We start from the raw sequence: 13,141 nt of genomic DNA, 5'->3' as shown, positions 1-13,141 counted from the left end.
TGCGTGACTGCCTCTTCTCGGTGACCGAGCCGACCCCGGGCCGCCTGGTCGAGACGGACGCCAACTCCTCGATGGTCATCACCTGGACGGTGACCCCGGCGGGCGAGGGCAAGGCCAAGGTGGTCATCGAGACCACGTGGACCGGCGCGGGCGGCATCGGCGGCTTCTTCGAGCGGACCTTCGCGCCCAAGGGCCTGAACCGTATCCACGACGAGGTGTTGGGCCGCCTGGCGACTGCGGTGGCCTGAGCGCGCGGCCACCACTCCGGACGGGTGAATCTGGCAACCGATCACCCGAGCGGCATTGTCGACTTGACGTCACATCCCCGCAGGTGAAGCCGGATCGGCCGAATCGGTGCGATGATCGCAACGGTCCGGCCGATCGGATGCAGGCTGCAAGGATCGCGGCATGCCAGTGATCGACGACGCCGTGCGCGACGCAGTCGCGATCGAGTCCCTCCGCGCACCACTCGAACCGCCGGCCGCACCGGGGGCGACCGCACCGGGAGCGGCCGCACCGGAGGCGGCCGCACCACCGGTCCGGATCCGGCTGGTCTTCGCGGGGCTGATGCTCGCCCTGCTGCTGGCGGCGCTCGACCAGACCATCGTCGCCACCGCCCTCCCGCGCATCGTGGGCGAGCTGAACGGCCTCAGCCGGATGAGCTGGGTCGTCACCGCCTACCTGCTCGCCTCCACCATCGGCCTGCCCGTCTACGGCCGGCTCGGCGACATGATCGGGCGCAAGCCGGTCTTCCAGTTCGCCATCGTCGTCTTCCTCGTCGGCTCCGTGCTGTCGGGCCTCGCCCACAGCATGAACGAGCTGATCGCCTACCGGGCGATCCAGGGCATCGGCGGCGGTGGACTGATGATCGGCGTGCAGGCGATCATCGCCGACGTGGTCTCGCCGCGGGAACGCGGCCGCTACATGGGCCTGATCGGCGCCGTCTTCGGGCTCTCCTCGGTCGCCGGACCGCTGCTGGGCGGCTGGTTCACCGACGGGCCCGGCTGGCGCTGGTGCTTCTGGGTCAACCTGCCGGTGGGCATGATCGCCCTGCTCGTGGTCTCCCTGGTCCTGCCGCGCCGCACCCGGCGCACCCCGGGCGCCGTGGGGCGGCTCGACTGGCTCGGCGCACTGCTGCTCGCCTCCGTCGGCACCTGCCTGGTGCTGGCGACGAGTTGGGGCGGCAGCCAGTACGCCTGGCACTCCCCGGTCATCCTCGGCCTGATCGGCGGCGCGGTCCTCTCGCTCGTGCTGTTCGTCCCCGCCGAACTGTGGGCCGAGCGCCGCGGTCTGGCTCCCGCCATCCCGCTGCGGCTCTTCCGCGACGGCGTCTTCACCCTCTCGGGTCTGATCGGCCTCGTCGTCGGTGTCGCGCTCTTCGGTGCGGCCAGCTACCTGCCGAGCTTCCTGCAGATGGTCGACGGGGCCAGCGCCACCGGCTCCGGCCTGAAGATGCTGCCGCTCATGGCCGGCGTCGTGGTCGCCTCCATCGGCACCGGCCAGCTGATCAGCCGCTTCGGTCGCTACAGGATCTACCCGATCCTCGGCGGAGCGTTCGGCACGGTCGGCATGGTCCTCCTCGGGCTGCTGGACGCGCACAGCTCCTACGCCGTCCAGAGCGTCGCGATGGCCGTGCTCGGGCTCGGCGTCGGCCTGGTCCTGCCGGTGCTGGTGCTGGCCGTGCAGAACTCCGTCGCCCCCGGCGACATCGGCGCGGCCACCTCCGCCAACAACTACATGCGGCAGATCGGCGGTTCGGTCGGCGCTGCGGTCTTCGGCACGGTCTTCGCCTCCCGTTTCGCGCACCAGCTGGCGCAGCGCGGGCTGAAGCCGGACAACTCGATCACCCCGGAGCTCGTCCACCACCTGCCCGCGTCGCTGCGCGACGCGTACGTGCAGGCCTTCGCGGCCGCGATGCCGCGCGTCTTCCTCTACCTGGCGCCGGTGCTGGCGCTGGGCTTCCTGCTCGGCTTCCTGATGAAGGAGAAACCGTTGGTGACCCACGCCGCGTCGGAGGACTTCACCGCAGCGGAGCCGGCCTCGGCGTCGGTCTCCGCGGTTCCGGCCCAGACGGTGACTCAGGCCGCGACCGGTACCCCGGTCACCGGCGCGGTTCTGCAGACGGACCGGACGGGCGTGCCGCGCGCGGTGCTGACCCTGGTGGACCTGGACGGCCACCAGATCGCCCGCACCGGCAGCGGCGGTGACGGCCGCTGGGCGCTGGCCGCGCCGCGCAACGGCAACTACGTGCTGATCGCCGCGGCGCCCGGCCACCAGCCGCAGGCCGTCACCGTGACGGTGGGCGGTCGCCCCGTCGAGCTCGACGTCGTCCTCGGCGGCACGGGCCGCCTCGCCGGTGCGATCCGCAGCGCGGAGGGCGCGCCCGTCGCGGGAGCGTCCGTGACGCTGACCGACCCGCACGGGGAGGTCGTGGCGAGCGCGCACGCCGACTCCGACGGTGCGTACGCGTTCCGCGACCTGGTCTCGGGGACGTACACGCTGACCGTGAGCGCGCGGGCCTACCGTCCGGGGGCGCTGGCGGTCGACGTCGCCCCAAACGTCGAGACCCGCCAGGACGTCACCCTCGCCGGCAGCGGCACCCTCAAGGGCACCGTCCGCACCACGGCGGGCCGACCGGTCGCGGACGCCAGGGTCACCCTCCTGGACGCGGCGGGCGCGGTGGTGGCGGCCTCCCTCACCGGCGAGGACGGCGCGTTCCGCTTCACCGACCTGGAGCCGGGCGAGTACACCGTCATCGCCGCGGGCTACCCCCCGGTGGCCACGGCGCTGCGCCTGGAGGACGGCCACACCGAGCGGGACCTGCACCTGTCGCACCGGCTGGACGACTAGCCCTCCGGGGGCGCGAGGAGACTCGCGCCCCTGATGGTGCAACCCCCGTCGCGTCTAACGACACACGTCCCTCACAAGTGACGCCCACTCACCCGTCGAGTTAGAACTATCCACCGGCCGGGTGAGCGCGGAGCGCCCGTTCCCCGCCCACCGGCATAGGTTGCGCGACGTGCCCAGTTGTGAACCCTTGACCATCCTCCATGTCTCGCAGCCCGTCGACGGCGGCGTCGCCCAGGTCGTGGCCGATCTGGTGCGCGGTCAGGTCGCCGACGGGCATGCCGTGGTGGTGGCGTGCCCGTGTCCCGAAGGCGGGCGGCTCTCCCGTGACGTCGCGGCGAGCGGTGCGCGGCTCGTGCCGTGGGGTGCGGAACGCGCCCCTGGCGCCGGGCTGCCGCAGGAGCTCATGGCGCTGCGACGGATCGTCGCGGAGGCCCGGCCGGACCTGGTGCACCTGCACAGCAGCAAGGCCGGGCTGGTCGGGCGGCTCGCGATCCGCTCGCGGGTGGCGACGGTGTTCCAGCCGCACGCGTGGTCGTTCGAGGCGGTGACGGGGCCGACCGCCAAGGCGATCGCCCGTTGGGAGCGCTGGGCGACGCGCTGGAGCGACCGGCTGGTGTGCGTCAGCGAGTCGGAGCGGGCCCACGGCCAGGCCGCCGGGCTGCACGCCCGCTGGGCGCTCGTGCCCAACGGCGTGGACCTGCACCGCTACGACCCTGCCGCGCTGCCGTCCCGGCAGCGGGCCCGGCGCAGTCTGGGGTTGTCGCAGCACGCGCCGCTGGCGGTCTGCGTGGCCCGACTGTGCCGGCAGAAGGGGCAGGATCTGCTGCTCCGCGCCTGGGGGGAGGTGCTGGCGGAGCTGCCACACGCGCGGCTCGCCCTGGTGGGGGACGGGCCGGACCGGGGCGTGCTGGAGGAGCTGGCGGCGGGGCTGAGTGTGCCGGAGAGCGTGGTGTTCGCGGGGCGGGTGGAGGATCCGCGGCCGTGGTACGCGGCGTCCGACCTCACCGTGCTGCCGTCGCGCTGGGAGGGCATGGCGCTGGCGCCGCTGGAGGCGATGGCGTGTGCCCGACCGGTGGTGCTGACGGACGTGGCGGGGGCCCGGGAGATCCTGGGGGACCAGCAGTTCCCGGTGCCCGTCGGCGACACCCGGACGCTGGCGACGTCCCTCGTCCGGCTGCTGTCGGATCTGGAGCTCGCCGCGGACCTGGGGCGGCGCTCCCGCACACGGACGACGGAGCGTCATGACCTGCGGGCCACAAGGATGTTGATGGGCCAGGTGTACGACGCGGTGTTGCAGTCGCGGCGCGTTCCGGCACCCGCCGCGCCGAGTCAGGCGCAGCGTCGACCGGTCAAAAGATCTGACTAATGGTCAACGGTGTGAAACCCCCCGCCCGGCCTCCGGAATCCGAGTAGAAATTCTGTAATGTCCTATTTGCCTGCTTCATTCCTTTCTCCGTGAGACGGCGTCGGTGCCGACCGCGGCGGCAGGTGCTACCTCCGGCAGGGGAGTACGTGCGCGGATGACCACGATCGACAACGAGGAACTGCCCGCGGGCGTCGGGGCGGTGGGCCTCGAACACGTCCGGGGGCAAGGCTCCGGCCACTCCTCCGCCGCCGGTGCCCCCGCGGTGCGCGGCGGCACCGGTCTGCCGGTCGCCCTGCTCGCCGTGGACGCGCTGGCGGCCGTCGGCGCGCTCGCGCTGGTCCTGCCGGGAGGCGCGGCCGTCGCGCTGCGAGCCGCCTGCGGACTGCTCCCGGCGCTGGTGCTGATGTACTCCTCCGGCGGGCAGTACCGGCTGCGGCTCGCCCCCTCGGTGCTGGACGAGCTGCCGGGGCTCGCCGGGCGCGCCACCATCGCGCTCGCCTTCGCGCTCACCTTCGAACGCTGCCTGCAGACGGTGCTGCTGCCCTTCGCGCTGCCGACCACCATCCCGGCCGACGTGCGCGTGCTCATCCTGCTGCTCCTCGCGCACCTCACCCTGGACTCCCTCGGCCGCGCCCTGGTCTACCGCGCGATCCGCTCCCGCCGTCGGCGCGCGCCGCGGCCCACGCTGATCGCCGGCGCCGGGCACGTCGGGCAGCGGATCGCCGCCGCGCTGTTGGAGCACCCCGAGTACGGGCTGAGGCCCATCGGCTTCGTCGACGCCGACCCGATCTTCCTGCCGGCCGACTTCCCCGTCCCTGTCCTCGGCGGCCCGGACGTGCTGGTCCGCGAGGTGCCGCGGCGCGGCATCCGCGACGTGATCCTCACCGGCGGCGGCGCCGACGAGGACCGCGCGCCGCAGATGCTGCGGATCTCCACCGACTTCGGCTGCGACGTCTGGTTCGTGCCGAGCTTCCCCGACTACGGGGCGTTCGAGCACGCCGGTCGGCGCACCGCCGTCGGCGACCACCTGTGGGGCTTCCCCTGTCTGCGTCTGGGCAGCAACCCGATGCAGCGGCCCAGCTGGGCGGTCAAGCGCGCGTTCGACGCCTGCTTCGCCGGGCTCGGGCTGCTGCTGCTCTCCCCGGTGCTGCTGGTCTGCGCGCTCGGCGTGCGGCTCGAGGGCGGCCCCGGGGTGATCTTCCGTCAGGAGCGGATCGGCCTGGACGGGCGCCCGTTCACGGTGCTGAAGTTCCGCACCCTGCGCCCGGTCGACGAGCACGAGTCGGCGACCCGCTGGAACATCGCCCACGACCACCGTCTCGGTCCGGTCGGACGGTTCCTGCGTCGCGCCTCGCTGGACGAGCTGCCGCAGCTGTGGAACGTGCTGCGCGGCGAGATGAGCCTGGTCGGCCCGCGACCTGAGCGCCCTTACTTCGTTATGCGTTTCGCCCAGGCTTACCCGCGCTACCGCGAGCGTCACCGCGTGCCGGTCGGCCTCACCGGCTTCGCACAGGTCAACGGCCTGCGCGGAGACACCTCGATCGAGGACCGGGCACGGTTCGACAACTACTACATCGACAGCTGGAGCCTGTGGCAGGACGTCAAGATCCTGCTCCGCACGGTGCTCGCTGTTCTGCGGACGGACGGGAGTTGACGGGGTGTCCCCAGAACTGGGACAGCAGGCGAGGCCCGATGGGCCGGGAGGGCCCGATCGGTCCGAGCGGCCGGGCCTGCGAGCGCGGGGCGGGCCGGCGGCGCTGTGGTGGCCGCGGCTGCGGGCGGGGCTGAGCCCGGCGCAGCTGGTCGCACTGACGGTGCTGTTGGTGTGCGTGCCGCTCGGCAACCAGGACGTCACGGCCGCCGTGCACGTGACCCCGGCGGACGTGGGCTCGCTGGCGCTGGTCGCGGTCACGCTGCCGGTCGCGCTGTGGCGCCGCACGCGCTTCCTGGCCCGGCCGACCGCGCTGCTCTTCGCCGCCGTGCTGCTCGCCGTCGGCGTGGCGACCGCCGCCTCCCAGGACCCGCACGAGAGCCTGTCGGGCTTCGTGCGCTTCGTGCAGATCTTCGTCATCGTGCCGGCCGCCGTCCTCCACGCCGTCCGCGACCGCCGCGACCTGCGGCTCGCCCTGACGGCCTTCGCCACCGCCGCGCTGGTCGAGGGCGGGGTCGGCGTCGAGCAGTACGTCACCGGCACCGGCGCCTCCTTCGCCGGTGGCGACTCCCGCGCGGTCGGCACCTTCGGCGCGCAGGACGTGATGGCCATGTCCGTCGTCGTCAGCTTCGGCCTGCTGGCCGCGCTCGGCCTGTCGCTGGAGGCGCGCCGCGAGCGGCGGCGCCGGGCCGCGGCCTGGTGGGGCCTGGCGGCCGGGTCGCTGGCCGTGCCGCTCGCGCTCTCGTTCAGCCGCGGCAGCTGGATCGCCACGGCCGTCGCCGCGACGCTGGTCCTCGCGCTGACCGACATCCGGCTGCTGCTGCGCGGCGGCGTCCTCGTCGCCGCGACCGGTGTGGTGCTGATCGGCGGGCTCACCGCCGCGGGCGTCCTCAGCAGCGGCAGCGGCGACGACGGCTCGGTGACGGCCCGGCTGAGCAGCATCGGCCAGGTCACCGGCGCGGCCGACCACTCCGTCACCGACCGCTACGACCTGTGGACCACGGCCGGACGGATCTGGCGCGAGCACCCGCTGACGGGCGTCGGCCCGAAGGAGTTCCCGTACTTCCGCGACGCCCACGCGCCGCTGCGGCTCTCCTCCGGCAGCGACACCGGCGGCGCGGGCGCCGGTTACTCCAGGGAACCGCTGCTCTCCCCGCACAACATGTACATGCTGGTGCTCAGCGAGCAGGGCCTGATCGGGATCACCGCGTTCCTCGCGCTGCTGCTCGGCACCGCGCTCGGGGCGTGGCGCACGCCGGTGGTGGTGGGGCTGCTGGTCTGGCAGATGGTGGACTTCCTCTACGCCGACATCGGCGGCACCACGACGGTGCTGATCTCGGTGGTGCTGGGCCTGTGCGCGTCGGCCCTGGCCCGGGGCAGCCTGGCGGCCATCCCCGGCCCTCGCTCCGCGCAGACCCTGCGGGAGGCCTCGCTGTGACCGTCACGACCACCGAGGACGCGACGGAGGAAGCGCCGGCGGCTCCGGCCCGGCACGGGCGCGGCTTCGTCGCCAAGGCCTTCGGCGTCACCGCCCTGTTCAGCGCCGTCGGCTCGGTCCTCGGTCTGCTGCGGGACCTGCTGCTGGCCCGCTTCTACGGCGCGGGCTCCGCGACCGACGCGTTCCTGGTCTCCTGGACCGTGCCGGAGACGGCGGCGCCGCTGCTGATCGAGGACGGCATGGCGTTCCTCACCGTGCCCGCGTTCAGCGCGGCCCTGGCCGCCCGCGGACAGCTGGAGGAGAGCGGCGAGGAGGCCCCGGACCCGGTCCGCGCCCTGGTCGCCGCGACGCTGCCGCCGCTGGCGCTCGCGCTGGCGGTGATGTCGGCCGTGGTCGCCGTCGGCGCGCCGGTGCTGGTGACCGTCCTGGCACCCGGCCTGGCCGACCCGCAGCTGGCGATCGTCTGCACCCGGCTCACCGCCGTCACGGTGCTGCCCTTCGGCCTCGTCGGCTACCTGGGCGCGGGCCTGCGCTCGCACCACCGCTTCACCCTTCCCGGGGCCGTCTACATCGCCTACAACGCCGGCATCCTGACGGTGATGCTGCTGCTCCACGGCACCCTCGGGGTCCGCGCGGCGGCGGGCGGCGTGGCGCTCGGCAGCGTCCTGATGGTGGCCGTGCTGCTGCCGTCGTTCGCCCGGCACGTCAGCCGTCTGACGGTGTGGCGGGTACGCGGCGCGAGCGTCGGTGAGCCGGTGCTGAACCCGATGGCGCTGCTGCCCGTCGTGCTGTTCACGCTGACCCGGCAGGCGCAGATCTTCGTCGAGCGCTTCATCGGCTCCTCGCTGCCCCCCGGCACCATCTCGCACCTGAACTACGCCGAGAAGGTCGCCCAGAACGTGATGATCATCGGCATCCTGGTCTGCACCGTCACCTTCCCGCTGATCGCCCGCGCGCTCGCCGAGGGCGACACCCAGGGCGCGCGGCTCCGCGCCGAGAAGGACCTCGGGGTCGTCGGCGCCGTCGTGCTGGCCGGCACCGTCGTGGTCTTCGCCTGCGCCCCGCAGCTGGTCGCGGTGCTCTTCGAACGCGGCGCGTTCACGGCGGCCGACACCGCCGCGACGGCCGTGCTGATGCGGGTCTACAGCCTCGGGCTGCTCGCCCAGGGCCTGGTCGGCGCGCTGATCCGGCCCTATCTCGCGGCCCGTCCCGCCGTCGGCTTCGGCCGCGACGGCCGGGCACGGCCGCTGGACCGGACCGACTGGTACCCGATCTGGTCGATGGGCGCGGGCCTGCTCGTCACCGTCGCCGTCGCGGCCGGGCTGACCCCGTTCGTGGGCGCGGCCGGGCTCGCCGCCGGCAACGCCGTCGGCATCAGCGTCACCGCCGTGCTGCTGCTGATGGCGCTGCGCGCGCGAGGGATCCCGATCCGGCTGCACACCGTCCTCGGCGGGCAGGCGCGGCTGCTGCTCGCCGCGGCCGGAGCGGCGGTGCCGACCTGGCTGGCCGCCAACATCCCGGGGCTGGACGCCCTCGGCCCCGTCCTCCCGCTGCTGCTCGGCACGGTGGTCGGTCTGCTCTCCTTCGCCGCCCTCGCCGGTGCGCTGCGCGCCCCGGGAGCGGACGCCGCGCTCGCCGCCGTCCGCGGCCGGGTGGCCGGCCGGCGTCCGGCCGTGGTCCGTCAGCGCAGCGGTCAGGCAGCCGAAGAAGGCGGCACGGGTGACGGCGGGGCAGGTGCGGGTGGGGGAGTCGAAGGCGCCCACGGCGCAGAGTTCCAACAAGCGAGGGGAGAGACCGATGGTCGCTGAACCGCTTCGGGGTGGAGTCCAGGCGCCGGGTGAGCCGGGTGTCGTGGCCCAGCCGCAGCCGGACGGGAGCGCCTCGCCGCGCCGCCCGGCCGGACCCGTCGAGCGCCCCGCGCTCGAAGGCCGGCCGCCGTGGGCGCTGATGTACCACTCCGTCGACAGCGGCCCGCAGGACCCGTACCTGCTGACCGTCTCCCCGCAGCGCTTCGCCGCCCAGCTCGGCTGGCTGCGGCGGCGGGGCCTGCGCGGGGTCTCCATGCGGGAGCTGGTCCGTGCGTACGAGCAGCAGGCCGCCGACGGCCTCGTCGGCCTCACCTTCGACGACGGCTACGCGGACTTCCCCCGCCAGGTGCTGCCGCTGCTCCGGGCCCACGGCTTCACCGCCACCCTGTACGTGGTCGCCGGACGGATGGGCGGCCACAACGCGTGGGACGCCGACGCGCCGCGCAAACCGCTGGTGACGATCGACCAGGTGCGGCAGCTGGCCGACGCGGGCGTGGAGATCGGCTCGCACGGGCTGAGCCACTGCCGGATGACGGGCCTCGCCGCGGACGAGCTCACGACCGAGACGCGGCGCAGCCGCGAGGCGCTGGAGAGCGTCGTGCGCGGGCCGGTCACCGGCTTCTGTTACCCGTACGGCGCCGTCGACGAGGCGGCCGAGCAGGCCGTCGCCGCGGCGGGCTACGACTACGGCGCGGGCATCTGCCACCAGTCCGCCACCAGCCGTTGGGCGCTGCCCCGTTGCTATGTCGGGGAACGCGACGGCGGCCTGCGCCTGAGCGCCAAGCGCGTCCGCCACGCGCTGCGGGGGTGGAGCGCGTGAGCGCGCCCGTCGCCGACCCGTCCGAGTCGAGGCCCGAGCTGCGCGTCCTGCACGTCGTCACCGGCCTGCACGCGGGCGGCGCCGAGCAGCAGCTGCGGCTGCTGCTACGGCATCTGCCGCCCGGGATCCACTGCGAGGTCGTCGCGCTGTGCGAGGCGGGCACCGTCGCCGACGGCCTGCGTGCCGACGGCGTCACCGTGCACGAGCTGGACATGCGCGGCAACCGCGACCTGGCCGCGGTGCCGCGCCTGGTCCGGCTGATTCGCGAGGGCCGCTACGACCTGGTCCACTGCCACCTCTACCGGGCCTGCGTCTACGGACGCCTCGCCGCCCGCCTGGCGGGGGTGCGGGCGGTGCTGGCCACCGAGCACTCGCTCCAGCCCGGGGTCCTGGAGGGCCGCCGCACCAGCGCCGCGGTGCGGCGTCTGTACCTGGCCACCGAGCGGCTCGGCCGGGTCACCATCGCCGTCTCCGAGGCGACGGCCCGTCAGCTGCGCACCTGGGACGTGCCGGACGAGCGGATCCGGGTGGTGCCCAACGGCATCGACCCCACCGCCTACCGCGTCGACGCGGTGCCGCGCGCCTCCCTGGGGCTGCCCGCCGACGCGTTCGTGATCGGCGCGGTGGGCCGGCTGGTGCCGGGCAAGCGCTTCGACGTCCTGGTGGACGCGCTCACGTTGCTGCCGCCCCAGGCGCACCTGCTGATCGTCGGCACGGGCCCCGAGCGCGACGCGCTCCTCGCCCAGGCGGGCGAGCGCGGGGTCGGCGAGCGGGTGGTGCTGACCGGTGAGCGCGACGACGTGCCGGGGCTGCTCGCCACCATGGACGCGCTGGCCGCGCCCTCGGCGGGGGAGACGTTCGGGCTGGTCCTGGTCGAGGGGCTGGCCGCGGGGCTGCCCGTCTTCTGGTCCTCGGGCCCGGCGCTCGCCGAGCTGCCCATGCAGGAGCAGTTGGCCCTCGGCCGCGGCGGCAGCGCCCGCACCGAACCCACCCCGTCGGCGTACGCCGCCGCGCTGGCCCCCGTCCTCGCCCGCCGCCCGCCGCGCACCGTCGGCCCCGTGCCCGCCCGCTACGACATCGCCCGCCTCGCCCCGCGCGTGGCCGCGGTCTACGCGGAACTCGCGGGCGTCCCGGAGCCCCGTCACCGCATCGCACCCCCGAAGGAGATGAGCCGTGCCCGATAGCGAACTGCCCGGAACCGAGCGGGCGAGAGTCGAGCAGCCCAGGGGCGGGAAGGGCGGCGCACACTCGGCCCCCGCGCCCGCCGCCGTCGAGCGCCGGTCGGCGGCGCTGCGCTCGGCGCTGCGCAAGTGGTGGCCCCTGCTGGTCGCGGTGCCGGCCGGGGCCGTCGCCGGTGGCGGCTACGCGCTCGTGGCGACGCCCCAGTACCAGGCCGACGCCTACGTGATGGTCGTCGCCGACCAGGGCGCGGACAACGCGTCCGCGACGAGCTTCGCCCAGGCCTACGGCCGGGTCGTGGCCCAGCCCGAGATCCTGGCGAGCGCCAGCGCCGAGACGGGCGTGCCGATCCGGCAGCTGGCCCAGGAGGTGCAGGCGCAGACCTCTCCGGACGCCCCGATGATCCAGATCACCGGCAGTGCGACCTCGGCCCGGCTGGCGGCCAAGGAGGCCAACGCGGTGGCCCGGTCCATGGTCACCTTCGGCGGCACCACCGCCAAGCAGACCCGGGTCAAGCTGATGGCCTTCGCCCAGGCCGCCGCGCCCGCCGCGGCGTCCTCGCCCTCACGCAGCCTCGACGTCGCCGTCGGTGGCGCGGCGGGTCTGCTGCTGGGCAGCCTCGCGCTGCTGGTCCGCCCGGGTGCGGGGGCGGGTGCGGGCGGTACGCGCCTGGCCCGCGAGGGCGAGACCGTCGTCGCGGCGGGCGAGCCGCTGGACGCGGCCGCCGCGCCGGTGCCCGAGCAGCAGCGGGAGACCGCCGGATCGGGTGTGGGGTCGGGCGCATGACCACCGCCGTCCGTTCCGACGCCGCCGGGCCCGTGGACGCGGCGCCGCGCTACGAGACCGTCGTGCTGCGCGACGAGCGCGCGCTGGAGGCCCTCGCAGGGGAGTGGAACGCGCTCCAGGAGCAGAGCCCCGGTGCGACGCCGTTCCAGTGCCACGCCTGGCTCGCGTCCTGGTGGCACAGCTACGGCCGGCCGGGGCGGCTGCGCCTGGTGACGGTCCGTCGTGACGGGCGGCTGATCGCCCTCGCCCCCTTCTACCGCGACGGCGCGGCCCTGCGGCCGCTCGGCGCGGAGATCACCGACTTCCACGACGTGCTGCTGGACGCCGAGTACGCCGAGGAGGGCGCGGCTCGGTTGGCCGCGGCGTTGGCCGCGGAGCTGCGCGGGCCCTTCGCCCGCCTCGATCTCCCCGAGGTCCGCGGCGACGCGGCGATCCACCGGCTCTTCGCCCACTGGCCGCGCGCGGCCCGCAAGCTGCCGGCCTCACTGGTCCAGCACCTGCCGGGCGTCCCGATGGACGAGCTGCTGACCCGCCTGCCCGGCCGCACGGCCCAGCGCACCAAGGTCAAGCTCCGGAAGCTGGCCGCGGCCGGGGTCGACGTCCGGCTCGTCCCGCCGTGGGAGGCCCCCGAGGCGGTGGACCGGATGCTCGCCCTCCACGCCCTGCAGTGGCGTGAACGCGGTGCCACCCCGGAGCACATGCGGGAACGCTTCGCCTCGCACCTGCGCGCGGCGGCCACCGGCATGGCGGCGACGGAACGCGCCCAGCTGCGCGAGTACCGCCTCGACGGGCGCCTCATCGCCTGTGACCTGATGCTGCAGAGCCACGCGATGGTGGCGCTGTACGTCTACGGCGTCCATCCGGAGGCCCGTGAGCGCGTCGACATCGCCGGCATGCTGTTCGGCGAGTCCCTCGCCCACGCGGTCAGCACCGGCCGCACCGAGCTGAGCCTGCTGCGCGGCGACGAGCCGTACAAGCAGCGGTGGCGCCCGGACCCGTCGCACAACGAGCGCCTGCTGCTGGGCTCCGCCCCGGCGGTCGCGGTCACGGCGTACCTGGCGGGCGCGGAGGAGCGGGCCAAGGAGTTCGCGCGGCGGCGGATGCCGTGGGTGAAGGAGCTCCGGGGCCGCGTGCGGGTCCTCAAGTCGAAGCTGTAGGTGCAATCCCCCAGGGGCGCGAGGAACCGCGCGAGAAACCAACGGCGTGCGGATGGCCCTGTTACCGGGGGGCCAACTGCTCAGAT

At 74.6% G+C, this 13,141-nt stretch carries 10 protein-coding genes; all 10 read left to right on the top strand.

Translation table 11 applies throughout. The annotated features are described in order from the left end of the window. Positions 1 to 248: SRPBCC family protein (locus BMY61_RS30345; protein WP_177240394.1), on the top strand; the 248-nt coding region annotated here is incomplete at its 5' end. A 160-nt stretch (positions 249 to 408) separates the two neighbouring features. After that, a complete protein-coding gene (locus BMY61_RS30340) occupies positions 409 to 2,850 on the top strand; it encodes an MFS transporter (protein ID WP_082014951.1) in 2,442 nt (813 codons plus the stop codon). Positions 2,851 to 3,037: 187 nt separating this feature from the next. Continuing rightward, positions 3,038 to 4,216: a glycosyltransferase gene (locus BMY61_RS30335; RefSeq protein WP_063773232.1), complete on the top strand. Its 1,179-nt coding sequence runs from the start codon at positions 3,038 to 3,040 to the stop codon at positions 4,214 to 4,216. 154 nt (positions 4,217 to 4,370) lie between these two features. Further along, complete coding sequence (locus tag BMY61_RS30330; protein ID WP_042446295.1) at positions 4,371 to 5,870, top strand: sugar transferase; 1,500 nt, start codon at positions 4,371 to 4,373, stop codon at positions 5,868 to 5,870. Positions 5,871 to 5,874: 4 nt separating this feature from the next. Then, a complete protein-coding gene (locus BMY61_RS30325) occupies positions 5,875 to 7,305 on the top strand; it encodes an O-antigen ligase family protein (protein ID WP_236655975.1) in 1,431 nt (476 codons plus the stop codon). Then, positions 7,302 to 9,113: a lipid II flippase MurJ gene (locus BMY61_RS30320; protein ID WP_063773229.1), complete on the top strand. Its 1,812-nt coding sequence runs from the start codon at positions 7,302 to 7,304 to the stop codon at positions 9,111 to 9,113. The genes BMY61_RS30325 and BMY61_RS30320 overlap by 4 nt, the downstream gene beginning before the upstream one ends. Beyond that, the gene (locus BMY61_RS30315) at positions 9,103 to 9,933 is read left to right on the top strand and encodes a polysaccharide deacetylase family protein (protein WP_082014950.1); all 831 of its coding nucleotides are present in this window, start codon (positions 9,103 to 9,105) and stop codon (positions 9,931 to 9,933) included. Before BMY61_RS30320 ends, BMY61_RS30315 begins: the two co-directional genes overlap by 11 nt. Continuing rightward, positions 9,930 to 11,117 carry a glycosyltransferase gene (locus BMY61_RS30310; protein ID WP_052438611.1) on the top strand — a complete coding sequence of 396 codons (1,188 nt, stop codon included), beginning with the start codon at positions 9,930 to 9,932 and terminating at the stop codon, positions 11,115 to 11,117. Before BMY61_RS30315 ends, BMY61_RS30310 begins: the two co-directional genes overlap by 4 nt. After that, on the top strand, positions 11,107 to 11,898 hold the full coding sequence (locus BMY61_RS30305) for a Wzz/FepE/Etk N-terminal domain-containing protein (protein ID WP_052438608.1): 792 nt from the start codon (positions 11,107 to 11,109) through the stop codon (positions 11,896 to 11,898). The genes BMY61_RS30310 and BMY61_RS30305 overlap by 11 nt, the downstream gene beginning before the upstream one ends. Continuing rightward, entirely contained in the window at positions 11,895 to 13,055 is a 1,161-nt protein-coding gene (locus tag BMY61_RS30300; RefSeq protein WP_052438607.1) for a GNAT family N-acetyltransferase, read from the top strand. Before BMY61_RS30305 ends, BMY61_RS30300 begins: the two co-directional genes overlap by 4 nt. The last annotated feature ends 86 nt before the right edge of the window (positions 13,056 to 13,141 follow it).

It is taken from the genome of Streptacidiphilus jiangxiensis (assembly GCF_900109465.1).
GTDB classification, from domain to species: Bacteria; Actinomycetota; Actinomycetes; order Streptomycetales; family Streptomycetaceae; genus Streptacidiphilus; species Streptacidiphilus jiangxiensis.
The sequence above is the reverse complement of the archived record's forward strand: the minus strand, read 5'-3'. Positions and strand labels throughout refer to the sequence as shown.